This window comes from Salinicoccus kekensis, from assembly GCF_900220995.1.
GTDB lineage: Bacteria > Bacillota > Bacilli > Staphylococcales > Salinicoccaceae > Lacicoccus > Lacicoccus kekensis.
This window is the reverse complement of record NZ_OBQF01000002.1, coordinates 259,159-279,848: the sequence shown is the minus strand read 5'-3', so window position 1 is coordinate 279,848 and position 20,690 is coordinate 259,159. Positions and strand designations below refer to the sequence as shown.

Sequence of the window (20,690 nt, the reverse complement as noted above, 5' to 3'; positions counted from 1 at the left end):
TGTATTAAATGGCATTTGAATTTCCGAATGAAGAAAATGCTCAATACAAAATCAAGGACAAGTACCAGAATTTCATAGGGGGAGAATGGGTCGACCCGGTGGACGGCGAGTATTTCGACAATGAATCACCGGTCATCGGCCAGGTCGTGTCACAGGTGCCGCGCTCGAAGCAGGCGGATGTGGATAATGCGGTGAAAGCTGCACACGAGGCGCAGAAGTCATGGGGGAAGACTTCTCCGGCCGAAAGAAGCATGGTTTTATTGAAGATTGCGGATAAGGTGGAAGAACATCTGGAGGAGCTTGCGGTGCTCGAGACATTCGAGAACGGCAAGGCGGTACGGGAGACGCTGAATGCGGACCTGCCTCTGGTGGTCGACCATTACAGATATTTTGCGGGTGTGATCCGTGCACAGGAAGGCGGCATCTCGCAGCTTGATGAGGATACCGTGGCATATCATTTCCATGAGCCGCTCGGTGTAGTGGGGCAGATCATACCATGGAACTTCCCGCTGCTCATGGCTGCGTGGAAGCTCGCACCGGCACTTGCTGCAGGCAACTCGGTCGTGCTGAAGCCGGCGGAGCAGACACCGACGACAATCCTGCATTTCGCAGAACTCATCCAGGACATCGTGCCGAAAGGTGTCCTCAACATCGTGAACGGTTTCGGCGCTGAAGCTGGGCAGGCGCTTGCGACGCATCAGGACATCAATAAAATCGCATTCACGGGCGAGACGACGACTGGCCGGATCATCATGCAGAATGCGAGCCAGAACATCATCCCGGTGACGCTTGAACTGGGCGGCAAATCGCCGAACATCTTCGCAAAAGATGTCATGGATGAAGATGACGGCTATCTGGATAAGGCGATCGAAGGACTTGTGATGTTCGCACTGAACCAGGGCGAAGTGTGTACATGTCCGTCACGTGCACTGATTCATGAGGACATTTATGATGAATTCATGGAAAGGGTCATCAAACGGGTCGAAGAGATCAAAGTCGGCAACCCGCTGGATGAAAATACGATGATGGGTGCACAGACTTCCCGCGAGCAGAAGGAGAAGATCACCTCCTACCTCGATATCGGCAAGAAGGAAGGCGCCGAAATTCTGACGGGTGGAAACGTCAAGGAGATGGACGGCGACCTCGGTGAAGGTTACTACATCGAACCGACGATCTTCAAAGGCAACAACAAAATGAGAATCTTCCAGGAAGAGATTTTCGGACCGGTACTTGCGGTCGCAACTTATAAAGACGATGAAGAAGCGCTCGAGATTGCGAACGACACCATGTACGGACTGGGTGCAGGTGTATGGACGAGGTCGCAGAACAAGGCGTACCGTTTCGGACGTGCGATCCAGGCAGGACGTGTATGGGTGAACACATATCACGACTACCCGGCACATGCTGCATTTGGCGGATACAAAATGAGTGGTATCGGCAGGGAAAACCACTTGATGATGCTGAGCCATTATCAGCAGACGAAGAACCTGCTCATCAGCTACGGGGAATCACCTAAAGGATTCTTCTAAATGACGACAGATAACAAATCTGTAGATGCAACACAATCCGCCAAGGATCTGATCAAAGAATTGAAGGAAGAGCACGGCGAACTCGTCTTCCACCAGTCAGGAGGATGCTGTGACGGTTCGAGTCCGATGTGTCTGAAGAAGGACATGATCATCATCGGCCCCGCCGATGTGAAGCTCGGGGAAATCGAAGGTGTGGAATTTTACATGCACCGCCAGCAATACGAATACTGGAAGCACACAAAACTCACGGTCGACGTCGTCAAAGGCAACGGCGGCATGTTCAGTGTAGAAGGCCCGAGAGGCGTGAGGTTCCACATCCGGAGCGAGCCGAAATGATTTAAATAAAAAACCTGCAGTGCCTTTTATTGAAAGGGCTGCAGGTTTTGATTTTGTTTGGCTTAACACCTGCTCGTTCCGTCCGCGAGCAGGTGTTGGAAAGTTAATGGATGCTCGTTTCCGTTCACGAGCAGGTGTTGAACTTCCAAAAGCTGTTTTATTCGTATAAAGGCACTCCGAAGTGATCCAGCACATATTTCGGCACGAAGTATCTCGCGGTCTTCTTCGGGTCCACGACCTGGTTGACCTGGGTGTGGCCGGTCAGGCTCATCAGCTTCGCCATTTCATCCACTGATTTTTTGGCATACGGTTTAAGGAACCTGATCATCTCCTTGACGCTCTGGTCGACCGCGGTGTCGAGATCGACTTTGGATACATTCATGAACGCGCCTTCCTCATTGACGAGCAGCGGGTGGGCGATGTAGATGTCTTCAACGACTTCGAGTTTCACCGTCACCTCGGATTCAACTTCAAGCCCCGATACGCCAATTTCCCCGTCGCCCATGGCAGCGTGGACGTCACCGAGTCCAAACAGTCCGCCTTCATGAAAAGCGGGCAGGTAAAGCGTCGCGCCTTCGGTGATCTTGATGGAATCCATATTTCCACCGTGGTCGCCCGGTGTACCATTGTTGACCGGATCTGCTTCAGGTGCGACACCGATGACGCCGATCATTTTATTGACCGGGATCTCAAGACCGTCGAAATCGACCGTCTGCTTCTCTTTGTCGATCGGCAGGATCTTCCGTGTGAATTCAGTGAGCTCATCACCCATGACACCGGACTCAGGGCCGGTCACGACGATGCCCTCATCACCGACATCGATCTTCTCGATCGTCACTTTCAGCACATTGCCCGGCTTCAAGCCGTTCACATAGACGGGGCCGGTCGCAGGATTGATCTCATCCCAGTTCAATCTTGTCGTCGTATCCTCCTCCGAAGTGATCTGGCCGGTGAAGCAGTCGTGTGCCTCCATAACGACCGTGTCCCCGGAATCGACGTAAAGTGCAGGTGCATTGTTCTTGTCCATCGCGTAGAATTTGTTGTCTTTTGTTAAATTATGATGCATGATTACCCTCCGTCAAATATATTTTAAGTTTTGAACCTTTATATATAGGATACCTTTAAAATAAGGATATATATAGTTTTTTGAATTGGACGGTGTTCATGGCACCGAAGTGAATTCACGCAAAACATCAAGCAGGGAGCAGGGTGGAAATGTCCGGTTATATCGTTTATCTCACAATATTCATATTAGGTGCAATACCGCTCTTCGAAGCGACATTCGTCGTGCCGATCGCCGTGCTCGGCGGGTCGAGCCTTGTGCCGTCACTGATCGCAGGCATCCTCGGCAACGCTCTGACGATCCTCCTGGTCGTCATCTTCAGTGAGAAGGTGAGGGACTGGTTCATGAAGAATAAAGAATCCAAAAGGAGCCGGCGCGCTGAAGGCATATGGAAGAAGTTCGGATTCTACGGTTTCGTGTTCCTCGGGCCGATCCTGCTCAGCTCACATGTCGCGGCCATTGCGGCCGTGTCCTTCGGGGCGACCAAGACGAAGACCGTGGCATATGTCACTTTGAGCCTCATCCTCTGGACAGTGCCGCTTGCGATACTCGCCCATTACGGTATGGATTTCCTGGGACTTGAGGAGATGCAGTTCCTGCAGCAGTATTTGAACTAAAAAAGGGCCCGGAGGCCCTTTTTTAGTTCGGATTTGGTTCAATCGAGACGATTTCACCGATTTCATAGTTTTCCCTTAACGGCAGATGCACAATCACCGTCTGTCCATTGACATCGACCGAATAGTGATATTCCTTCCCCTGGAATTGTTTTGTCATGACCGTACCTTTCAGCATGCCGCCTTCGGATTTGGCAAGGCTGATCTGTTCGGGGCGCAGGGGATAGATCCCTGCCTTCATGAAGTCTTCACTTATATTACTGTTATGCCATATGAGATCCGTATTTTCCGGCTGGAAGCCATCGTCTTTCCATTCTCCTTTGAAGAGGTTGGCTTTACCGACAAAGGTTGCCACGAACGGGGTTGCGGGATTCGAGTAGATTTCCTCGGGTCTGCCGATCTGTTCTATGCGGCCTTCGTTCATCACGATGATGCGGTCTGCCATGGCAAGGGCCTCCCCCTGGTCGTGGGTGACATAGATGATGGAGGCCTCAGTGATGTTATGGATGTTCTGGATCTCTCGCCGCATTTCAATCCTGAGCTCGGCATCCAAATTGGATAATGGTTCATCCATAAGCAGCAGTTTCGGCTTTGGCGCAATCGCCCGGGCCAGGGAGACCCTCTGTTTCTGCCCGCCGGAAAGATCCCCGGGAAGACGGTTTTTGAACGCTTCCAACCCGACGATGGAAAGGACCTCATCGATCCGTTCATCAAGCGCCGCACCGGACAGCCTTTTCATATGACGGTGGTGCTGCAGTGCAAACTTTATGTGGTCCCCGACATTCATATGCGGCCAGAGGGCAAATGACTGGAAGACCATATTGAGGTTCCTTTTCTCCGGTGGGACCGAGTTTTTATTGTTTCCGACCAGGACATCATCCATATATATTTCACCATCCGTCGGAGAGGTGAAACCTGCAAGCAGGCGGAGGAGGGTGGTCTTCCCGCAGCCTGAAGGTCCGAGGATCGCAATGAATTCGCCTTCCTCTGTCGTCAGGTTGATATCTTTGAGTGCCTGGAAATCCCCGAAGAATTTATTCAGGTCATTTATTTTTGTGGGCATCAGATGCCACCTTCTTTCTGATGATGTATTGAATGACGAAGAGGAGGAAATAAACCCCGATGATCGCCACGATGATCAGCGTTGAAAATGCATTGGCAAGCAGAGAATACCCCGACTGCTGGAATGAAAGTATGGATACGCCGATCGTCTGTGAAGTTGATGAATAGAGCAGGGCGGAGACCGTGAGTTCCGTCAATGCCGTCAGAAACACGAGGACCGTGCCGCTGAGCACGCCCGGCAGTATCAACGGCATGAGTATTTTACGCCATTTGGCCACCGGCCTTGCGCCGTTGACCTGTGCCGCCTCCTCGATTTCAATATCCACCTGCTGGAACGCTGTGATGCTGCCCCTGACCTGGAGCAGCAGGAAGCGGGTGAAGTAGGCGATGTACATGATCATCGCCGAGCCGTATATTCCGGGATTCCAGTCGACGCCCGGGATGGGGTTGATCCAAGTGAATATCATCGCCAGGGCAAGCACGGTGCCCGGCAGTGCATAGGGGATCGTCACCGCGGTTTCAACGAACCTGATTGTCCTCGTGCCTTTACGCACCCTGATGTATGCGATGATGGTGCCGAATAAAATGCCGAGCAGCGCTGTGACACCTGCAAATTTGATGCTGTTCATGATCGCTGCATAGGAAGAGCTGCTCGTCAGTACAAACTCGAAATTATCGAGTGTCAGGTTTTCCGGTGAGTAACTCAATCCAACCGCGTTCAGGAAAGATGACGCGATCATCGACAGCAGCGGGAAGATGCTGATGAATAAAAAGAATACGATAAGCAGAATTTCAACAGGCAGCTTCTTTTTACCGAGATGGTACCTCGGCTCCATATCGAGCTTCGTCGTCTGGATCCTCTTTGATTTCCTGAGGAAGAGCCACTGAATGAGCAGTCCAACCACCGCCATGACGCCGAGTATGACGGAAAGGACGGCCGCATTATTGAAACTGGAAGTGCCGAATCCGATAACCTGCTGATAAATATACGTCGACAGGACCGTAATGTTTCCCGGTATGCCGAGAAAGGCGGGGATGCCGAAATTGTCGAGACTTCCAAGAAATGCGATGAATGTCCCGCTCGCGATGCCGGGAAGCGCCATCGGCAGCAGGATCTTCCTGAATGATGCCAGCCTGCCGGCACCTGATGCCCGGGCTGCGAGCTCCATCTCCCTCGGTATTCTCCTGAGGACGTTCACTGTGAACAAGTAGACGAGTGGGGCATGACTGATGCCCATCACTACAATGATTCCGGACATGCTGTACAGATTCCAGCCGGATATTTCCATGCCGATCTGCTCGAACATATTGACGATTGTGCCCTGGCCGCCGAAAAAATCCACCCACGCAAGGGATATGATATAGGAGGGGATGATGAAAGGCAGCAGGATCAGCAGCTGGAACAAATTTTTCCAGCGGATGTCAGTATAGGCGATGAGCCATGAAAAAGTGACCCCGAGCACGGAGGAAATCAGTGTTGAAAGAATGACGATGATGGTCGTGTTGACCAGTACATTCCATGTCCTTTCCGAGAAGAGCACCTCGCTGTAGAATGCCAGTGTGATCCCGTCATCACCGGTGAAACTCATGAGGATCAGCCGGAAGATGGGCAGCACAAAGATGAAGAATATCAGAATCAGACTGATGACTTTCAATGCATTTTTAAAAAACGAAGGGTAGACTGCACCGTGCAGCCTACCGTCTTTATTTTTCCTCATATATAATCACCTGATGGTTTAATTATTGAACAATTCATCGAACTGATCTTTGTCGCTTTCGCGATTTTCATAAAGCTCTTCCACCGGAGCGGTCAGAGCGTCGATTTCTTCGAATGACTGGAGACCTTCGGGTGCATCGATGCCTTCTCTTATCGGTGTATAGCCGATATCACTCTGAAGCTGTTGTCCTTCTTCGGAAAGTACGAAATCGACGAAGGCTTCCGATGCTTCGAGATTGTCGGAATCTTTCATGATGCCGATCGGTTCGGTGATCACCGGGACGCCCTCGGAAGGATAGACCAGTTCAACCGGGGAACCATCCTGCATTGCACGTGCAACGAGGTAATCGACGACCATGCCGTAATCCTGGGCACCGGAGGCCACATTCTCTATGACGGCGCCGTTGCCTTCAGTGATCATCGGATTATTATCTTTGATGCCTTCATAAAATTCCCAGCCGAAGTCATCACTGCGTGTGAATACACCAAGGTTGTATGCCGCTGCTCCGGAATATAACGGACTCGGCATGACAATATTTTCATGAGCATTGTCTTCAGTCAACACCTGCCATGAATCCGGTATTTCATCGACATTTTCACTGTTGACGGCCATTACGGTCGCCATGATCTTGGTGCCGTAATAAGTGCCGTCTGGATCGGCGAATTCTTCAGGGATCGATTCCGCTTCCGGCGATTCATATTCGTGCAGCAGGTCCTCCTGCTTCAATCCTTCGAAAGTGGCATCGTCAGCGACAAGCAATACATCCGCAATCACATCCCCGGCTTCGTTTTCAGCATTGACTTTGCTGATGACTTCCTCGGTGCCTGAACGGAAGAGGTTGATGTCGACTTCAGGGTACTGTTCATTGAAGGCATCAATCAACTGTTCGGCGTCGATATCCGGCTGTGATGTATAAAAATCAAGCGTCCCGCTGATGGAGTCATCCGGATTCCCGACATTTTCAGCCGATGTATCTTCTTCATCCGTTCCTCCATTGCCGCATGCTGAGAGCATCAGTACGAAAACACTCATCAATGAGAGTGTGAACCATTTATTCATCTTTTTTTCCTCCTGTTTTTATGCTTTAAACTTTATCATATAAAAGCAATGTTAAGCCATTGTTAACTTATCATTTAGTAACAGTATGATTTATGTAAATATAAATTGAAAAAAATGCCACTTTGAGTCTGTACTCAAAGTGGCAGCTCCTGCTTACTCCGGGAATGAAACATTTTCCAGCCTGATGATGCCGACCGGATCCAGTTCAACGCCTTCCACGAGCGTATCGTTCACACCAATGCCGAGCTCACCGTAGTAGAGCGGGGCGATCGGCAGATCTTCAACGAGTATCTCCTGCGCTTCGGCATACGCATCTTCGCGTTCGCCTTCATCACTTGCCTGTCTGCCCGCTTCGAGCAGTTCATCAAGTTCAGGATTCGAATAGTTCCAGCGGTTGCCCGAGCCGTCCTGGCTGTCGGTGTGGAACATCGGATACAGGCCGTAATCCGCATCGCCCGTCACCGTGATCCACTGCAGCATGAACATATCATGGTCGCCCTGGTCGGCCATCTCAAGGAACGTGCCGAACTCATACTGTTCAATCTCCAGATTGACGCCGATTTCGCTCAATGTATCCTGCATGAACAGTGCGATGTCCCTGTTCACTTCGGAGTCGGACATCCAGATCGTCGCATCAAAGCCGTCCGGATGGTCCGACTGTGCCATGTATTCCTGTGCCTGTTCCAGGTCGTATTCCATTTCGTCCTGGGAATCGTCATGGCCGAAGACCGGCGGTGCGATATGCGTCGAGGCGAGGATGCCGCGGCCGTCCAGCATATCATTGATGATGCTGTCACGGTCGATCGCGTGTGAGATCGCCTTCCTGACATTTTCATCGTCAAAAGGTTCTTTTTCATAGTTGAATGCGAGGTAGGTCATGGACAAACCGTCCTGATCGATGATGTCGGTATCCTCATGATCCCTGACACGCGGCATGTTTTCGGCATCGACGCTGTCGTTGACCGCAATGCCGCCTGTCTCGAGTTCAGCGAGGCGCGACTGGTTCTCAGGGATGACCCTGTATGTCACCGTGTCGAAATTGCGCTCATCACCGTGGAAATCCTCAAAGCGTTCAAGGACGACATTGTCCCCCGGATTCCTTTCGGACAGCTGAAGATGATTGGTGCCGTCCGGGTTTTCAGCGATGACCTGACCGAGGTCCGCAGCGATTGCCTCGGAAACTTCCTCGAATTCATCCCCGCCTTCTTCCCTCAGTTCATAGTATTCTTCCAGTGTAACTTCAGATTCCGCATTATCGAGTGCATTCTGGTAATCTTCATCGATGACTTCCTTGCTCAGTATGCCTGCGGTGTTATGCGCAAGGTTGCTGAGGAGTGGTGCGAACGGATACTCCGTATGCAGTGTCACTTCATGGTCACCGGTGACTTCGACATCTTCAACCATTTCAAACATGAATGCCACCGATGCACCGACGCTCGGGTCGAGCAGGCGGTCGAACGTCGCTTCGACATCTTCTGCCGTGAAGTCGGAGCCGTTATGGAACGTCACGTCTTCTTTCAATTCAAAGCGCCACGTGTTGTCATCGACCTGTTCCCAATCGGTCGCAAGCCCCTCGCCGATTTCCATATCCAGGTCCTGGCTGACAAGCGTGTCGAAAATCTGTGTTCTCAGCTGTGCAGACGGAATATCATTGGATCCGTGCGGATCCATCGTGACAGGCTCGTTGATCAGCCCGATCGTGAGATCTCCCCCTTGGCTGCCTTCCTCCGCCGCATCGTCATCCGCTTCAACCTCTTCATCCACGCTGCTGTCGTCGCTGCATGCCGCCATTACAAGCATCAGCGCAAACATCAACGGGATGAGCCAAAATTTCCTCTTCATCTAATTTCCCCCTTGTTTGAATTTAAATATATTATACCTAATATGGAAGCGCTTCACAAAATTAATTTAAAATATTCAGTAAACTGTCGAATGCAGGAAAAAACGGGGCCAGTAAGGACTGACCCCGTGATTCAGGCATATTGGCGGACCGCCGCCGCAACGAAGGCGTGGAATATTTTCTTTGAAGCCTCGTCATTGAAGTAAGTGCCCTCCGGGTGCCACTGCAGCCCGATGACGAAGTCATGCACCGTGCTCTCCACAGCTTCGACGACGCCGTCGGGGGATAATCCTGAGATGATGAAATGCTCCGGCACATCTTTATTGGCCTGATGGTGGAAGGTGTTGGTCTTGATCGAGGTCTTGCCGACGATCCTGTGCAATAAAGAACTCTCTTCGATATCGACCGTGTGGGCAAGGTAATTCCTTGCCGCTTTCTGCGTGTGCTGGCTCAGTTCGCCATCCATCTGGCTGTATATATCCTGATACATCGTGCCGCCCTGATGGATGTTCAAAATCTGGGCGCCGCGGCATATGCCGAGTACGGGGATGCCTTTTTCGAGTGCGTGTTCGATGAGCGCACTTTCATACTCGTCGCGGCCGGGTTCGATCTCCCCGAGGTTTTGATGGGGTTCCTCGCCGAAGAGGGCGGGCTCGATATCGTTGCCGCCCGTAAGCAGCAATGCATCGATATTGTCGATCTGGGCTTTTATTTTCCCGGGGTCCTCTGTTTTGGCGAGCACCATCGGCACCCCGTCTGAATCATTGATGGCATCGATGTACGTCGTCGGCAGCGTCAGTCCTTTTTCAGAGATGAAAGTCGTGATTCCTATGATCGGCTGTGACATGGATAAGCTCCTTTAAATATATTTACAGACAAGGGTAGCATACTGCAGGCACACCGGCCAGCCCCGGAATCCGGACATAAAAAATAAGACCCGGAGGTCTTATTTCTTATCGTCAGAGGCGGCTTTGATGAACGCCTCCATGATCTTCCGGGAAGGTTCATTGAATTCGAACGCATCCTCCGGATGGAACTGGAGCCCGATGACGAAATCATGCTCCTTGCTTTCGATCGCTTCAATAACACCGTCCGGCGCGACTGCAGCGACTTCGAAAGAGGCGCCGATATCATGGTTTGCCTGATGGTGGAAGCTGTTGACGGACATCTCCGTCACACCGGTGATGTCGTGCAGCTTCGTCCCTTCGAATATCTCTATCTTATGGTTCAGGAAATCCCGGTTCGAAGTCTGCCTGTGCTGGATCAGCCCCTCACCGTATTCCGAATCCAGATCCTGATACATCGTTCCGCCGGCCACACTGTTCAGGAGCTGGCTGCCGCGGCAGATGCCGAGTATCGGGAGGTCCTTTTCAAGGGCGAGGTGAATCAATTCAAGTTCATACTCGTCCCGGCCGGCCTCGACGTTTTCAAGCTTCGGATGCGGGTTCTCGCCGTATGTCGCGGGGTTGATGTCATTCCCGCCGGTGAGGAACAAAGCATCGACATGCTCAAGCTGTCCCTTGATCACTTTTTTATCTTCGACTTTCGGCAGGAGCAGGGGGATGCCCCCGAGTTTTGAAATCGAATAGATGAACGAAGCGCTCAGTTCCAGATGGTCGCCGTCGACGACTTCCGTTGTGATGCCGATAATGGGTAATGTCATAATGATCTCCTCTTTTAAAAAGTGGTTTGTACACCAACTATTACCCTTTATCGCATGCATTAATCCACGGGGCTATTTATTACCGGATATATTGCCGTAGGCGGGGATTTTCCCCTGCTCGTAACTGCCGAGTATATTGACGTAGGCGCCCCTCCGGGTGATCTCATCCAGCGCCCTGGAAAGACCCGCTTCCTGGATGCCTTTCTCCACATCGATGAAGAAGCCGTATGAAAACGGCCTGTTCTGGATCGGCCTCGACATGAGGTAGACAAGGTTCACATCATTTTCCTTGAAGATGCTCAAAATCCCATGCAGTGAGCCCGTGCTGTGGCCCGTTTCAATGTAGAGTGACGTCTTGTCCTTGAAGTCCGGCGAGCTGCCGTTCTTATTCTTGAAGAATAAAAACCGCGTCGTATTCAGCGGATTGTCGCTGATGTTGTCCCGGATGACCGTCATGCCGTAAAGTTCTGCGGCATGGCGGCCGGCGATGCCTGCAATCGTCTCATCCGGCGAATCCTTCACCATCCGCACCGCACCTGCGGTGTCCGGGTATTCGAGCACCTCGATGTTCGGATAGCCGCTCAAATACGTGTAGCACTGCTCGAGCGCTTCAGGGTGGGAGTACACCTTCGTGATTTCCGATGGCTCGACCGGGTTCTTCGTGATCAGGGCATGGTCGATCTTTACATACACTTCGCTGACCGCTTCCATATCCAGATATTTCATCAAGTCGATCGTCCGTGTGATCGGGCCGCTCGTCGAGTTCTCGACAGGGAGCGCAATGTAGTCGACTTCCCTGTTCTCGAGGGCCTCGACGAGCAGTTTGAACGTCATGTATCCTTTCGTTTCATAATCTCTGCCTTCAGCAAAATTTTTACAGGCCACTGTCGAATAGCTGCCCTCAACGCCTTGATAGCCAATGATCATTTTTTACCTCTCCTTAATCGGACGCATGCGTCCATTTACGAAAATCTGTACTGGGCATCGTGCAGCGCCCTGTAGTGTCCATCATTGATATTCACAAGTTCTTCATGTGTACCGCTCTCTGCAATCCCGTCCTGGTTCACGACCATGATGCGGTCCGCGTTTTTGATCGTGGCAAGACGATGGGCGATGACGAGTGTCGTCCTGCCTTCGGACAGGCGGTTCAGCGCCTTCTGTATCTCGAGTTCGGTTGCGGTGTCGAGTGCGCTCGTCGCCTCATCGAGTATGAGGATCGGCGGATTCTTCAAAAACATCCGCGCAATCGAGATGCGCTGTTTCTGCCCGCCGGACAGTTTCACGCCGCGTTCGCCGACCACCGTATCAAGCCCTCTGGAGTAACCGTCCACGAGTGATTTCAGCTGCGCTTTTTCAAGCGCGGCATACACTTCTGCGTCCGTTGCGTCCGGCCTGCCGTAGGCGACGTTGTCCCTGAGCGTCCCTGAGAATAAAAACACATCCTGCTGGACCGTGCCGATATTCTGCCTGAGCGAGGATAAGGTATAGTCGCGTATATCCGTGCCGTCGATCTTGATCCGTCCGCCCGTCACGTCATAGAAGCGGGGGAGGAGGGAGGCGAGCGTCGTCTTGCCGGCACCGCTCGGGCCGACGAATGCGACGGTTTCACCCGGCCGGATGGTGAGCGAGATGTTTTCGAGTACATGTTTGTTCTCATAGCCAAACGTCACATCTTCATATTCGATATGACCTTTAACATTACGCAGTTCAACGGCGTCCTCATGCTCTTCGACATCCGGCACTTCACGCAGTATCTCTGTAAAGTGCTTGAACCCTGCGATGCCGTTCGGATACAGCTCGATGACCGCATTGATCTTCTCGAGCGGCTTGAACAGTATGTTCGAAATCAGTATGAAAGCCGCAAATTCGCCGAATGTGAGCTCACCCTGCATCGTGTAGTATGCACCGGCGATCAGTATGAAGACGGTCACGAGGCGCATCAGCATGTATGTGGACGAGTTGTTGAACGCCATGATTTTATATGCCTTCAGTTTGGTCGCCCTGAATGCTTCGTTCAGGCGTTTGAAGTTGTCCATTTCACGCTCTTCATTCGCATATGCCTGGACGAGGCGGATGCCGCCGATCTTGTCCTCGATCATATGGTTGAAGTCCGATACGCGGGAGAAGAGCTCCCTGAAAGCGACCGTCATCTTTTTATTGAAGTAGATTGCGATGATCAGTATGAACGGCACGATGATGAATGAGATCACCGCAAGCTCGGGATGTATGGATAACATGATACCAAAGGCGCCGAGGAGAGTCATCACGGCGATGAACAGGTCCTCGGGACCGTGGTGTGCCATCTCGCCGACGTTCATCAGATCGTTGGTCAGGCGGGTCAGGAGCTTACCGGTCTTCGTATTGTCGAAGAAGCGGTAGGACAGGCGCTGGATATGACCGTACAAGTCATTCCGTATATCACGCTCGATGTTCGTCCCGAGCATGTGGCCCCAATATGTAACGATGAACTGCATGAACGTGTTGAATGCATAGATGAGCAGGAGTCCTGCAGCTGCGAATATGATCCACCGCCAGTTTCCGGAAGGCAGCAGCTCATCGATGAACAGGTTGACGATCAGCGGGAATGCAAGCTCCAGCAGGCCCACGAGCACCGCGCTGAAGAAATCCGTGAAGAACAGTAACTTATAAGGCGCATAATAAGAAAAGAACTTCCGCACCGGCATGACCTCTTTTACTATATAATCATGCCTATCATTATAGCACGGCCGGCCGGGTATTTTGACACCGGAAATGAAAAAAACACCTGCTTCTGCAGGTGCCTTCATCCGCCGGTGATGCCGGCGAACCAGGAACGGTAGTCCTCGAGCTCACTTTCGCATGTGTTCCTGACCACGATCGGGGAGATTGTAATATAATTCTGCTGGATATAGAAGAGGTCGGAGCGTTTATTCGAAGGGAGGCTGTTGGCATCCTCCAGGAAATAAAAGATCTCCGAATCGAGTGAGACGAGTTTTTTGAAGCGGTATTTCGAGGCGTCCGCATCCATCGGCAGCACCTTCGTCCCGCGGATGTTCGCCTTCACATCATTCGGGATGTTGATGTTGAACGCCGAACGGCTGGGGAGGTGTCCGGCCATGAGGGAGGATAACAGTTCGTATATGGACTCCTTTATTTTGGAGAAGTTGATGTTGCAGGCCCTGCATTCATCGATGGCGATCGCCGCAGCCGGTATGTCGTGCAGGTACGCTTCCTCCACCGCCCTTGTGGAAGGCGATTTGAAGGCGTCGCGCCCGACGTTCGCCCCGAGGTTGATGCCTGAGAATACGAAGTCCGGGAAACCGTCCGTGATCTCCTCGATGCCGAGCTTCACGCAGTCCGACGGTGAACCGTTGATCGTGAAGGCATTGATGCCGTCCGGGTATTCGACCCGCTTCAGGCGGAGCGGACGGTTGAGCGACGGCTTCACATTATCGATGTAGTCATCATTCTGCGGGCAGATGACCGTCACTTCCCCGAAGTGGGTGAGCAGTTCACTCAAAGCCATCACACCGGCCGAAAAGATGCCGTCTTCATTGGTGACTAATATTTTCAAATAAAACATCCTTTCCTTGAAGCGGTAATTGATGTGTAAAGCTTTTGCCTCACTATTAATGTAAAGCATGATTATTAATTTTTTGTGAAGTTGCAATTACATATTGTAAATTTATATGCATTTTGAATTTACAGCGGTTTTTTATTTTATAAAAAAAGCGACTGGAAGCGGCTGATATGATAATATGATTTAGAAAAGTTTTGTATGAAATGCATGGAAATCGATAAAGATCTGGAGTGGTTCTTATGAAGAAATTGAATATCGGCCTGCTTTACGGCGGCAGATCGACGGAGCACGAAGTCTCGATGCGTTCGGCGGAAAGCATACTTGCGGTGCTGGACAGGGAGAAATATGATGTGAATCTGATCCACATCGCGAAGGACGGCGAGTGGCTGCTCGCACCGGACAGTGAGGAAATCAGGGATCTCGGCGGTGATGCGTCTGCGAAAAAACTCACTGTGCGGCCGTCAGGTCAGCTTGAGGGACTCGACGGGCTCGATGTCGTCATCCCCGTGCTGCACGGCACGTTCGGCGAGGACGGCACGGTGCAGGGACTGCTTGAGATTGCGGAAATCCCCTACGTCGGCTGCAACGTCCGGAGTTCGTCGGTGTGCATGGACAAGGATATGACGAAGCGGCTTTTGAAGCTTGAAGGCATCGATGTCGCGGAATCTGTCCTCTTCAAACACCATGAAAAGGATGATGTGGACTTTGCCGCGGTCGAGGCGAAGCTCGGCCTGCCGATGTTCGTAAAGCCCGTCAACCAGGGATCATCCGTCGGCGTCTCCAAAGTGACGGATGAGGAGAGCTTCCATAAGGCACTCGCCCTCGCATTCAAATTCGACACGAAAGTGATGGTGGAGAGCGCTCTAGAGGGCCGTGAAGTTGAAATCTCCGTGCTCGGCAACGCCGACCCGTTCATCTCAGTGCCGGGTGAGATCATCCCGGACGATGGTTTTTATTCCTATGATTCCAAGTACCTCGACGAAAACGGGGCGGCACTGGAAATCCCGGCGAAGCTCGATGAGGCGACGGTTAGGAACCTGCAGGATGTTGCGCGCAGGACTTTCGGTGCGCTCGACTGCGAGGGGATGGCGCGGGTCGACATGTTCCTTTTGGAGGACGGACGGATCTTCGTCAACGAAGTCAACACCTTCCCTGGCTTCACGAGCATCAGCATGTACCCGAAGCTGCTTGAGGCCTCGGGCGTCAGCTACACCGAACTCGTCGACCGCCTGATCGCGCTCGCACTCGAACGTCACGAGCTGGAAGCAGGCCTCACGACCGACTTCCTGTAGGGGTTGGCGTGTGCTTTCGCAAGGTTGCGCCGGCTTTGCGGTGAAGGTTACGAATTGCGGGTGTGTTTTCGCAAGGTTGCGCCGGCTTTGCGGTGAAGGTTACGAATTGCGGGTGTGTTTTCGCAAGGTTGTGCTGGCTTTGCAGTGAAAGTTGCGAATTTCGGGTGTGATTTCGCAAGGTTGGGGCGGTTTTACGGTGAAGGTTACGAATTGTGGGTGTGTTTTCGCAAGGTTGTGCCGGTTTTACGGTGAAGGTTGCGGATTTCGGGTGTGTTTTCGCAAGGGTGCGCTAGCTTTGCAGCGAAGGTTGCGATTAAAAATCGAACATGAGAATAAAAACCGGACAGCCGTGCGAGCACCGGTGCCTCCGTCCGGATGCAGCAACAAAATCCGGACCGCGGGACCAGCATCGGTGCCTCCATCCGGATCCGGCAACAAAGTCCGGACAGCGGCGTCAGCACCGGAGTCTCCATCTGGATGCGGAGACGAAATCCAGACAGCGGCGTCAGCATCGGGATCTCCGTCTGGATGCGGAGATGAAATCCAGACAGCGGCGTCAGCACCGGGATCTCCGTCTGGATGCGGAGACGAAATCCAGACAGCGGGGCCAGCACTGGCACCTCCATCCGAATCCGGAGACAAAATCCAGACAGTGGGGCCAGCACCGGCGTCTCCATCCGAATCCGGCACCCGTAGCCAACCCGACAACAGAAAAAGAGGCCCTCAGGGCCTCTTTTTTCATTCCATATCTTTTACGGCGTCGCGGACAATCGGGGCGACTTTTGTGCCGAAGAGTTCGATGGTCCTAAGCACCTGCTCATGAGGCATGGTGCCGACGGGGGTCTGCAGCGTGAAGCGGGTGATGCCCATGCGTTTCCTGAGGTCGATGATCTTCGCCGCAACGGTCTCGGGGCTGCCGATGTAGAGTGCACCGTCGGGTTCAATCATCCTTTCGTAGTTCTCCCTGGAATATGCACCCCAGCCGCGCTCGCGTCCGATGTTCGTCATCGCCTGCGAAATCGCCGGAAAGAACAAATCTTTCGCCTCTTCATCGGTATCCCATATGAAGCCGTGGCTGTTGGTCGCGACCCGGAGCTTCTCCGGCGGGTGTCCTGCCTGCACGCCGATCTGCTTGTAGAAGTCGACGACCCGCTGGAACTGGTAGGGGCTGCCTCCGATGATCGCGAGTACAAGCGGCAGTCCAAGCTGGGCTGCGCGTGCCGCGGACTGCGGGGTCCCGCCGCTTGCGATCCATATCGGGATTTCATCCTGCACAGGTCTTGGGAAGACTTCAATATTCTCCAAAGGGGCGCGCATTTCACCCTGCCAGTTGATCTTGCCGCCTTTCTGCAATTTCAATAAAAGGTCAAGCTTCTCATCGAACAGCTGGTTATAGTCATCCAGATTATAGCCGAACAATGGGAAGGACTCGATGAATGAGCCGCGACCCGCCATGATTTCCGCGCGCCCGTTCGAAATGCCGTCCAGGGTCGCGAACCTTTCATACACCCTGACCGGATCGTCGGATGACAGTACCGTGACACCGCTTGATAAGCGGATGTTTTCCGTCCTTGCCGCACCTGCCGCAAGCACGACGTCCGGTGAAGTGACGGCATAGTCCTCCCGGTGATGCTCGCCCACCGTGAATATATCCAGCCCGACTTTGTCCGCCATCTCGATTTCCTCCACCATATTCTGGAGCCTTTCACCATGTGTGATGGTTTTGCCGGTCTGCGGGTCGAATATCGTGTCGCCGAAAGTGTTGATTCCGAGTTCCATAAAATAAAATACCTCCGTCATTTTTACATCATTTTACCATGCACATGTTAAAATGGAGATGATAGTGCCTATAAGGAAATCTTAAATACAATTGGAGTGGACAGCAATGAAAGAGAAACTGATCGAAAGACTGATGCGCTACGCAAAAATTGATACACAGTCTGATCCAAAGAGTGAAACGACGCCTTCAACCTCGAAGCAGTGGGATTTATTGAACGAACTGAAAAGTGAGCTCGAATCGATCGGGCTTGAGGAGATCACCCTCGACGACAACGGCTACCTGATGGCATCGTTGCCTGCAAATGTGGAGAATGCACCGGTCATCGGCTTCCTTGCGCACGTCGATACGGCGACGGATTTCACCGGGACGGACGTCAATCCGCAGCGCGTCGAATACGGGGGCGGGGACATCGTCTTAAATGAGGAGAAAAACATCGTATTGTCGCCGGATGAATACCCGGAGCTGAAAAGGTATATCGGCCACACGCTCATCACGACGGACGGGACCACACTCCTCGGTGCGGACAACAAGGCGGGCATCGCCGAGATCATCACCGCAGTGGAATATCTGAAGGACAACCTGGACATCAGGCACGGTAAGATCCGCATCGCCTTCACGCCGGATGAGGAGATCGGCAAGGGGCCGCACAAGTTCGACGTTGAAGCGTTCGGCGCAGAATACGCATATACGGTTGACGGCGGGCCGATCGGTGAACTCCAGTACGAGAGCTTCAATGCCGCAGCGGCGGAAGTCACCTTCACCGGCAACAGCGTCCATCCGGGCACGGCGAAGGGCAAGATGGTGAATGCCGGCAGGATGGCGGCGGAACTCGTCATGATGTTCGATGAATTCGACACACCGGAACATACTTCAGGCTATGAGGGCTTCATCCACCTTGTGAACCTCGGCGGTGACGTGGAAAAATCGACGGCACAGTTCATCATCCGGGACTTCGATAAGGAGAACTTCGAAGCGAGGAAGATACTGATGGAGACGAACGTGAAGATGCTGCAGGAGAAATACGGTGAAGGCCGCATCCACCTCGACATGCATGACCAGTACTACAATATGAGGGATAAGATCGAGCCGAAGATGTACATCGTCGACAATGCGAAGCGGGCGATGGAGGCATTGAACATCACGCCGGTGATCGCACCGGTCCGGGGCGGCACGGACGGTTCCCAGCTGTCATATAAAGGGCTGCCGACGCCGAACATTTTCACCGGCGGGGAGAATTTCCACGGCAAATATGAATACGCATCGGCCGACGACATGGAAAAGGCGGCACGCGTCATCATCAAGATCGCAGAGTTTGCACATCAGTAATGAACATAAAAAATGAGGTTCCGGATACCGGAACCTCATTTTTTATTTACGATCAGGCATATCATCCTTATCGACCATCCTCACCCTCGCGCCGCCCTGTGATATGTTGGAGCGTGCAGTGACACGCTTCAGGAAGAAGGAGAGTATCATCGATATGAAGAGCAGGATCGATGCGATGAAGAATGACAGGTTGATGCCGTCAAGCATTGCCTGGTTCACCTGCTCGGGTGACGGGTCGGGGATGCCTGCAATCCTGAAATTGCTCCAGCTCTGCATGATCGAAATGAGCAAAGCTGTACCGACGGCGCCGCTGACCTGCTGGAGCATGCTGTTGAGCGATGAGCCGTGCGGAGTGAGGGCTGACGGCAGGTCATTCATGCCGTTCGTCATCACCGGGGTGTTGACCAGTGTCAGCCCCAGTGCACGTATCGCATAAATCGTGAGCAGGTAACCGAAGCCGGTCTCCATCTCGAGCCGGCTGAAGAAGAACGTCGTCGATGCAGCCAGGGCGAGTCCGATGACTGCGAGCACCCTCGGCCCGAACATATCGAACAGTTTGCCCGACAGGGGACTCAACAGCCCCATGATCAAAGCACCGGGCAGTAATAAAAGTCCCGTCTCAAGCGGGGAGACGCCCTGGATATCCTGCAGGAAGATTGGCATCAGGATCATGCCGGAAAACAGTGCCATGTTGTTCACGCCGATGATGATGGCGGACAGGCGGTACATCGGGAAAGTGTATACTTTGAAGTCGAGCATCGGCTGATCCATCCGGACCTGCCTCATGACATAGAAATAAGTCGTGATGATACCGATCAGAAGCGTCAGCATGACGTCGAGTGACAGCCATCCGCTGTTCCCGGCCGCACTGAACCCATACAGTATGCCGCCGAATCCGATGGTCGACAGGATGACCGACGGAATATCAATTTTGGCATTGTATTTATTGCCGATCTCGGGCAGTTGGAAATATCCGACTGCGAGAACGATGAGGAGCACCGGAATCATCATGTAGAAGAGCCAGTGCCACGAAAGCGTCTGGACGACGAAACCGGATAATGTCGGACCGATCGCCGGCGCAAAGAACATGACCAGGCTGAAGACGCCCATGGCCGTGCCGCGCTTTTCAGGCGGGAAGCTCGTGATCATCACATTCATCAGGAGCGGCATCAGTATCGCAGACCCCGAAGCCTGTATCATGCGGCCGAGGATCAGTATGGCGAACGTCGGTGAAAAACCGGCGATGATGGTACCTGCAAGGAACAGGAGCAGTGCCGCTAAAAACAATTTCCGTGCACTGAATTTCTGCATCAGGAAAGCGGTCGTCGGCACCACTACACCTGAAACGAGCATATATGCAGTGGTGACCCACTGGACCGTGGAGGTGGAAACATCAAATTCATCTTTGATCGAAGGCAGTGCGACGTTTAAAAATGTATTGGATAAAAAAGAAACAAAAGCACCGGAAAGCAATATGATGATTAATCTGTAATCCGGTTTTTTCTCGTGTTGTGCTGACATAAATACATATCCCCTAAATTAGAATATATATAATTATATTCCGATTATCGAAATAAGCAAGCGATTCAAACCGTCTAACCGATCCGGTTATCGATTTGAATGTATATGAAAAAGCCCAGGCTAACGCCGAGCAGAAGTGCGAGGGGAATGCTGTAGCCTGCAGTGGGCGGGAACAATCCAAGAACGAATTCGAACACAAGGACGAGCACCGCCATCAGGATGAGCACCAATAAAGTCTTTGTCATTTATAAACCTCCTGGCATCAATATATAAAAAAGGTATAATATAAGGAAATACCATTATCAATTTTAAAGAAAGAGGGATCATT

General features: G+C 52.3%; 19 protein-coding genes. 5 read left to right on the top strand and 14 right to left on the bottom strand.

Annotation, left to right across the window (positions count from 1 at the left end; translation table 11 throughout):
* The first annotated feature begins 8 nt into the window (after positions 1–8).
* Together exaC and CRN96_RS06125 are read left to right on the top strand one after the other, a co-directional pair.
* Complete coding sequence (gene exaC / locus CRN96_RS06130; protein WP_097040193.1) at positions 9–1,529, top strand: acetaldehyde dehydrogenase ExaC; 1,521 nt, start codon at positions 9–11, stop codon at positions 1,527–1,529.
* Positions 1,530–1,865 (top strand): DUF779 domain-containing protein, encoded by a 336-nt coding sequence (locus CRN96_RS06125; protein ID WP_097040191.1) that lies wholly within the window; start codon positions 1,530–1,532, stop codon positions 1,863–1,865. It abuts the gene before it with no gap.
* A gap of 157 nt (positions 1,866–2,022) precedes the next feature.
* On the opposite strand, the gene CRN96_RS06120 is transcribed toward CRN96_RS06125, so the two are convergent.
* The gene (locus CRN96_RS06120) at positions 2,023–2,931 is read right to left on the bottom strand and encodes an acetamidase/formamidase family protein (protein WP_097040189.1); all 909 of its coding nucleotides are present in this window, start codon (positions 2,929–2,931) and stop codon (positions 2,023–2,025) included.
* A gap of 149 nt (positions 2,932–3,080) precedes the next feature.
* On the opposite strand from CRN96_RS06120, the gene CRN96_RS06115 reads away from it, so the two are divergent.
* Positions 3,081–3,545 (top strand): small multi-drug export protein, encoded by a 465-nt coding sequence (locus tag CRN96_RS06115; protein ID WP_097040187.1) that lies wholly within the window; start codon positions 3,081–3,083, stop codon positions 3,543–3,545.
* Positions 3,546–3,567: 22 nt separating this feature from the next.
* On the opposite strand, the gene CRN96_RS06110 is transcribed toward CRN96_RS06115, so the two are convergent.
* The 9 genes from CRN96_RS06110 to surE form a co-directional block, all read right to left on the bottom strand.
* The gene (locus CRN96_RS06110) at positions 3,568–4,605 is read right to left on the bottom strand and encodes an ABC transporter ATP-binding protein (protein WP_097040185.1); all 1,038 of its coding nucleotides are present in this window, start codon (positions 4,603–4,605) and stop codon (positions 3,568–3,570) included.
* Positions 4,586–6,322 carry an ABC transporter permease gene (locus tag CRN96_RS06105; protein WP_097040183.1) on the bottom strand — a complete coding sequence of 579 codons (1,737 nt, stop codon included), beginning with the start codon at positions 6,320–6,322 and terminating at the stop codon, positions 4,586–4,588. The genes CRN96_RS06110 and CRN96_RS06105 overlap by 20 nt, the downstream gene beginning before the upstream one ends.
* Before the next feature lie 18 nt (positions 6,323–6,340).
* On the bottom strand, positions 6,341–7,381 hold the full coding sequence (locus CRN96_RS06100; protein WP_097040181.1) for an ABC transporter substrate-binding protein: 1,041 nt from the start codon (positions 7,379–7,381) through the stop codon (positions 6,341–6,343).
* Between the two features lie 153 nt (positions 7,382–7,534).
* Entirely contained in the window at positions 7,535–9,223 is a 1,689-nt protein-coding gene (locus CRN96_RS06095; RefSeq protein WP_097040179.1) for an ABC transporter substrate-binding protein, read from the bottom strand.
* Between the two features lie 131 nt (positions 9,224–9,354).
* A complete protein-coding gene (locus CRN96_RS06090; RefSeq protein WP_097040177.1) occupies positions 9,355–10,068 on the bottom strand; it encodes a gamma-glutamyl-gamma-aminobutyrate hydrolase family protein in 714 nt (237 codons plus the stop codon).
* A gap of 99 nt (positions 10,069–10,167) precedes the next feature.
* Entirely contained in the window at positions 10,168–10,884 is a 717-nt protein-coding gene (locus CRN96_RS06085) for a gamma-glutamyl-gamma-aminobutyrate hydrolase family protein (RefSeq protein WP_179647129.1), read from the bottom strand.
* 72 nt (positions 10,885–10,956) lie between these two features.
* On the bottom strand, positions 10,957–11,811 hold the full coding sequence (locus CRN96_RS06080) for a prephenate dehydratase (RefSeq protein WP_097040173.1): 855 nt from the start codon (positions 11,809–11,811) through the stop codon (positions 10,957–10,959).
* A gap of 35 nt (positions 11,812–11,846) precedes the next feature.
* Entirely contained in the window at positions 11,847–13,568 is a 1,722-nt protein-coding gene (locus CRN96_RS06075) for an ABC transporter ATP-binding protein (protein ID WP_097040372.1), read from the bottom strand.
* 98 nt (positions 13,569–13,666) lie between these two features.
* Entirely contained in the window at positions 13,667–14,437 is a 771-nt protein-coding gene (gene surE, locus CRN96_RS06070; RefSeq protein ID WP_179647128.1) for a 5'/3'-nucleotidase SurE, read from the bottom strand.
* A 245-nt stretch (positions 14,438–14,682) separates the two neighbouring features.
* Here surE and CRN96_RS06065 point away from each other — a divergent pair, with 245 nt between their 5' ends.
* Positions 14,683–15,735, top strand: a complete 1,053-nt coding sequence (locus CRN96_RS06065; protein WP_097040169.1) for a D-alanine--D-alanine ligase family protein — start codon at positions 14,683–14,685, stop codon at positions 15,733–15,735.
* 203 nt (positions 15,736–15,938) lie between these two features.
* On the opposite strand, the gene CRN96_RS13145 is transcribed toward CRN96_RS06065, so the two are convergent.
* Together CRN96_RS13145 and CRN96_RS06060 are read right to left on the bottom strand one after the other, a co-directional pair.
* Entirely contained in the window at positions 15,939–16,361 is a 423-nt protein-coding gene (locus CRN96_RS13145) for a hypothetical protein (RefSeq protein ID WP_143544292.1), read from the bottom strand.
* 112 nt (positions 16,362–16,473) lie between these two features.
* The gene (locus CRN96_RS06060) at positions 16,474–17,514 is read right to left on the bottom strand and encodes an LLM class flavin-dependent oxidoreductase (protein WP_097040168.1); all 1,041 of its coding nucleotides are present in this window, start codon (positions 17,512–17,514) and stop codon (positions 16,474–16,476) included.
* A gap of 106 nt (positions 17,515–17,620) precedes the next feature.
* Here CRN96_RS06060 and pepT point away from each other — a divergent pair, with 106 nt between their 5' ends.
* The gene (gene pepT, locus CRN96_RS06055) at positions 17,621–18,841 is read left to right on the top strand and encodes a peptidase T (protein ID WP_097040166.1); all 1,221 of its coding nucleotides are present in this window, start codon (positions 17,621–17,623) and stop codon (positions 18,839–18,841) included.
* Between the two features lie 42 nt (positions 18,842–18,883).
* On the opposite strand, the gene CRN96_RS06050 is transcribed toward pepT, so the two are convergent.
* Both CRN96_RS06050 and CRN96_RS13245 read right to left on the bottom strand, forming a co-directional pair.
* Positions 18,884–20,362, bottom strand: a complete 1,479-nt coding sequence (locus tag CRN96_RS06050; protein ID WP_097040164.1) for a DHA2 family efflux MFS transporter permease subunit — start codon at positions 20,360–20,362, stop codon at positions 18,884–18,886.
* Between the two features lie 74 nt (positions 20,363–20,436).
* Complete coding sequence (locus CRN96_RS13245; RefSeq protein WP_179647127.1) at positions 20,437–20,607, bottom strand: hypothetical protein; 171 nt, start codon at positions 20,605–20,607, stop codon at positions 20,437–20,439.
* Positions 20,608–20,690: the final 83 nt, after the last annotated feature.

Coding starts and splice junctions, on each gene's coding strand:
- exaC (WP_097040193.1), top strand. CDS start 9: ATGGCATTTGAATTTCCGAATGAAGAAAATGCTCAATACAAAATCAAG.
- CRN96_RS06125 (WP_097040191.1), top strand. CDS start 1,530: ATGACGACAGATAACAAATCTGTAGATGCAACACAATCCGCCAAGGAT.
- CRN96_RS06120 (WP_097040189.1), bottom strand. CDS start 2,931: ATGCATCATAATTTAACAAAAGACAACAAATTCTACGCGATGGACAAG.
- CRN96_RS06115 (WP_097040187.1), top strand. CDS start 3,081: ATGTCCGGTTATATCGTTTATCTCACAATATTCATATTAGGTGCAATA.
- CRN96_RS06110 (WP_097040185.1), bottom strand. CDS start 4,605: ATGCCCACAAAAATAAATGACCTGAATAAATTCTTCGGGGATTTCCAG.
- CRN96_RS06105 (WP_097040183.1), bottom strand. CDS start 6,322: ATGAGGAAAAATAAAGACGGTAGGCTGCACGGTGCAGTCTACCCTTCG.
- CRN96_RS06100 (WP_097040181.1), bottom strand. CDS start 7,381: ATGAATAAATGGTTCACACTCTCATTGATGAGTGTTTTCGTACTGATG.
- CRN96_RS06095 (WP_097040179.1), bottom strand. CDS start 9,223: ATGAAGAGGAAATTTTGGCTCATCCCGTTGATGTTTGCGCTGATGCTT.
- CRN96_RS06090 (WP_097040177.1), bottom strand. CDS start 10,068: ATGTCACAGCCGATCATAGGAATCACGACTTTCATCTCTGAAAAAGGA.
- CRN96_RS06085 (WP_179647129.1), bottom strand. CDS start 10,884: ATGACATTACCCATTATCGGCATCACAACGGAAGTCGTCGACGGCGAC.
- CRN96_RS06080 (WP_097040173.1), bottom strand. CDS start 11,811: ATGATCATTGGCTATCAAGGCGTTGAGGGCAGCTATTCGACAGTGGCC.
- CRN96_RS06075 (WP_097040372.1), bottom strand. CDS start 13,568: ATGCCGGTGCGGAAGTTCTTTTCTTATTATGCGCCTTATAAGTTACTG.
- CRN96_RS06065 (WP_097040169.1), top strand. CDS start 14,683: ATGAAGAAATTGAATATCGGCCTGCTTTACGGCGGCAGATCGACGGAG.
- CRN96_RS13145 (WP_143544292.1), bottom strand. CDS start 16,361: ATGGAGGTGCCAGTGCTGGCCCCGCTGTCTGGATTTCGTCTCCGCATC.
- CRN96_RS06060 (WP_097040168.1), bottom strand. CDS start 17,514: ATGGAACTCGGAATCAACACTTTCGGCGACACGATATTCGACCCGCAG.
- pepT (WP_097040166.1), top strand. CDS start 17,621: ATGAAAGAGAAACTGATCGAAAGACTGATGCGCTACGCAAAAATTGAT.
- CRN96_RS06050 (WP_097040164.1), bottom strand. CDS start 20,362: ATGTCAGCACAACACGAGAAAAAACCGGATTACAGATTAATCATCATA.
- CRN96_RS13245 (WP_179647127.1), bottom strand. CDS start 20,607: ATGACAAAGACTTTATTGGTGCTCATCCTGATGGCGGTGCTCGTCCTT.